This is a genomic window from Micromonospora sp. WMMD737 (assembly GCF_049179055.1).
In the GTDB taxonomy this organism is placed as follows: Bacteria; Actinomycetota; Actinomycetes; order Mycobacteriales; family Micromonosporaceae; genus Micromonospora; species Micromonospora reichwaldensis.
The window spans coordinates 1-3,060 of sequence record NZ_JBMHMH010000034.1; the positions used below are offsets into that span (position 1 = coordinate 1).

The window sequence follows — 3,060 nt, forward strand, 5'->3', positions numbered from 1 at the left end:
CGCCGACCATCCCGACGCCGAGGCGGTGCTGGTGCCCGACACCGCGATGCACACGCTGGCGATCATCGAGCGGTTGGAGGCCGCGGTGGGTAAGCCGGTGCTGACCGCCAATCAGGTGACGGTGTGGAAAGGCCTGGACCTGTTGGGGCCGGTGCCGGCGCTGCCCGGTCTGGGTGCGCTGTTCGGAGGTGCGCGATGAGCGGCCACATCGGTCCGCTGGTGCAGAGGTCGACGCCGAGCATCATCGCCGACAAGCTGCGCGCGGCCATCGGGCACGGCGAGCTCAAGCCGGGCGAACAGCTGCTGGAGGCCGAGCTGGCCCGCCAGCTCGGTGTCAGTCGCGGCCCGCTGCGCGAAGGGATGCAGCGGCTGACCCAGGAGGGCCTGCTGGTCGCGATCCGCAACCGGGGCCTGTTCGTGGTCGAGCTGGCCGCCGAGGATCTGCGCGACATGTACCTGGCCCGGGAAGCCACCGAACGCGCGGCGGCCCGCAAGATCCTCGACGACGGCAACCATGTCGCGGCCGGCGACGCCCTGCTGGTGATCGTCGACCAGATGGGGGTGGCCGTCACCTCGGCGGAGGCCAGCGAACTCGACATCGCGTTCCACGAGCGGCTGGTGGAGTTGTCCGAGAGCCCGCGACTGCGCCGGATGCATCAAACGTTCATCACCGAGACCCGGATGTGCATCCACGCCCTCGCCGAGAGTTACGCGAAATCGGACTACCGCGAACACGAGCATCGCATCCTCGCGACCGCGATCCGCTCCGGCGACCGTGAGCTGACCGACCAGCTGTTGATCGAGCACATGGACGACGCGCTGGCCAGGCTCCGGCCCGGGGGCACGGACGACGGGGACGACGGGGACGCCGAGATCGCGCTGGCGGCCGGACCCGCCGTCCGCTGACAGCCCCGAGGGGGGCCTAACGGAGGCCTAACGGTGCAGCCCACGGGCCGACAACACCTTCCTGCACTCACCAACGATGTATGCCGTGCCGCGCTGCGGTATCGCCTCGATCAACCGCCACCCCAGCCGATGCAGCAGGTTTCGAAACCCGACATCGTCGTGCAGGGCGCGGCGGTGCGGGCCCCATTCCACAGCGAGTCTCGCGGCGGGCCAGCCGATGCCGATCTCGTAACACTCCCATTCGTCGCCGATCCTGATTCCGGCCTGCGCACGAGGCAATCCCCTCTCTACCAAGGCAACTCGCAGCAGGGACTCCTCGCGGGAGCGTGAACCGCCGTCCATCAACCCGATCGCGCGATACGCCGAACCCATCCCCCGGTTCCGCCGGTAGCGGGCTTCCAGCGGCGCGATGTCGGCGGCCGACACCTGGGTCACCCTGCTGAGCTGATAGAGGAGGGCGACGGCCTCCGCCAGGGGTACCCGCCTGGCCAGGTCGAGCGCCGTACGCGCCGGCGCCGTGGTCGTGATCCATCGGCCGGCGTCCACCTCGTCGGGTTCGATGCGCTCATTGCGGACGATGACGCCCGGTTGCGGTCGACGCGGACGGGCGATCAGTTCGATCGGGTCGGCCGGGTCGACCTGCCCGGCGCCGTGCAGTGCGGCAGCGGTCTTGCCGGCGATGACTCCACTGCGCCCGGTCCACAGCCAGGCCGCCTTTGCCCTGGTCCAGGTATCGAGCTCAGCGCCCTTGGGCACGTAGACGTCGGGGAGTATCGCGGTGTAGTTCCAGCGCAGCGCACCTCGGGTCAGCAGGCCTTTGGCCAGCTGTTCGCTGCCGATGATCGGACCGTCCACGGGTAGGACGCTCTCGGCGGATACCGACCACTTCCGGTGCTGGAGCCGAGATCGACACCGCGGCTGTGGATGAGCGTTGAATTGTAGATATCGGAGCCCTGGTGTCGATCTCGCCTTCAGCACCCGGAAGACCACCGGGGCCGGCTCCCGGGCACGCCGAATCGGCGTGGGCCCAGAGTCCTCGAGCCAGCGCACGCTGAGGGTCCTCGAGCTGGTGCGGACCGCGAGTATTCGAGCTGGTGCGGGCCTAGAGTTTGATGCCGATGTACTTGGTTTCGAGGAACTCGTCGATTCCCACCGAGCCGCCCTCCCGCCCCAGCCCGGACGCCTTGACCCCACCGAACGGCGCGGCGGGGTTGGACACCACCCCTTGGTTCAGGCCCACCATCCCCGTTTCCAGCGCCTCGGCCACCCGCAGCGCCCGCCGCAGGTCGTTGGTGAACACGTAAGAGACCAAACCGTATTCGGTGTCGTTGGCGGCGGCGATCACCTCGTCCTCGGTGTCGAACGGAGTCAGCGGCGCGACCGGCCCGAAGATCTCCTGATCACACATCGCCGCGTCGCGGGGCACCCCGGACAGCACAGTCGGCGGGTAGAAGAACCCGTCCCCACCCGGCGCCGCTCCCCCGGTCAGCACCGCCGCCCCCCGGGAGACCGCGTCGGCGACCAGCGCCTCGACCTTGTCCAGCGCCGCCGCGTCGATCAGCGGCCCCACGTTGACGCCGTCCTCGGTGCCCGGCCCCACCTTGAGCCCGGCCATCCGCTCGGCCAGCCGGCGACCGAACTCGTCGATGACCGAGGCATGCACATAGATGCGGTTGGCCGCGGTACAGGCCTCCCCCATGTTGCGCATCTTGGCCGCGATCGCCCCCTCGACGGCCTCGTCGAGATCGGCGTCGGCGAACACCAGAAACGGTGCGTTGCCGCCGAGTTCGAGCGAGGTGCGCAGGATCTTCTCCGCACACTGCTCGAGCAGCATCCGGCCCACCTGGGTCGACCCGGTGAACGACAGCTTGCGGATCCGCCCGGACCGGATCATCGGCTCGATCACCGCGCCGGCATCGGTGGTGGCGATGCAGTTGACCGCCCCCGGCGGCAGCCCCGCCTCGGTCAGGATGTCCATCAGCGCCAGCATCGACAGCGGCGTCTGCGGGGCCGGCTTGATGACGCTGGTGCAGCCCGCCGCGATGGCCGGTCCGAGCTTGCGGGTGCCCATCGCCATCGGGAAGTTCCACGGTGTTATCAGCAGACAGGGGCCGACCGGCTGGCGGGCGACCAGAAACCGGGCACCGCCGGCCG

The 3,060-nt window shown here is 69.6% G+C and carries 3 protein-coding genes and 1 pseudogene; 2 read left to right on the top strand and 2 right to left on the bottom strand.

Annotation, left to right across the window (positions count from 1 at the left end; genetic code table 11):
• Positions 1-199, top strand: a pseudogene (locus tag ACN27A_RS34170) (maleate cis-trans isomerase); the annotation flags it as partial.
• Positions 196-906 carry a GntR family transcriptional regulator gene (locus ACN27A_RS34175; protein ID WP_421459106.1) on the top strand — a complete coding sequence of 237 codons (711 nt, stop codon included), beginning with the start codon at positions 196-198 and terminating at the stop codon, positions 904-906. The pseudogene ACN27A_RS34170 and the gene ACN27A_RS34175, both read left to right, overlap by 4 nt.
• A 27-nt stretch (positions 907-933) precedes the next feature.
• Here ACN27A_RS34175 and ACN27A_RS34180 read toward each other — a convergent pair whose 3' ends face one another.
• Positions 934-1,761 carry a hypothetical protein gene (locus ACN27A_RS34180; RefSeq protein WP_421459108.1) on the bottom strand — a complete coding sequence of 276 codons (828 nt, stop codon included), beginning with the start codon at positions 1,759-1,761 and terminating at the stop codon, positions 934-936.
• Positions 1,762-2,008: 247 nt separating this feature from the next.
• Positions 2,009-3,060: NAD-dependent succinate-semialdehyde dehydrogenase (locus ACN27A_RS34185; protein ID WP_421459110.1), on the bottom strand; the 1,052-nt coding region annotated here is incomplete at its 5' end.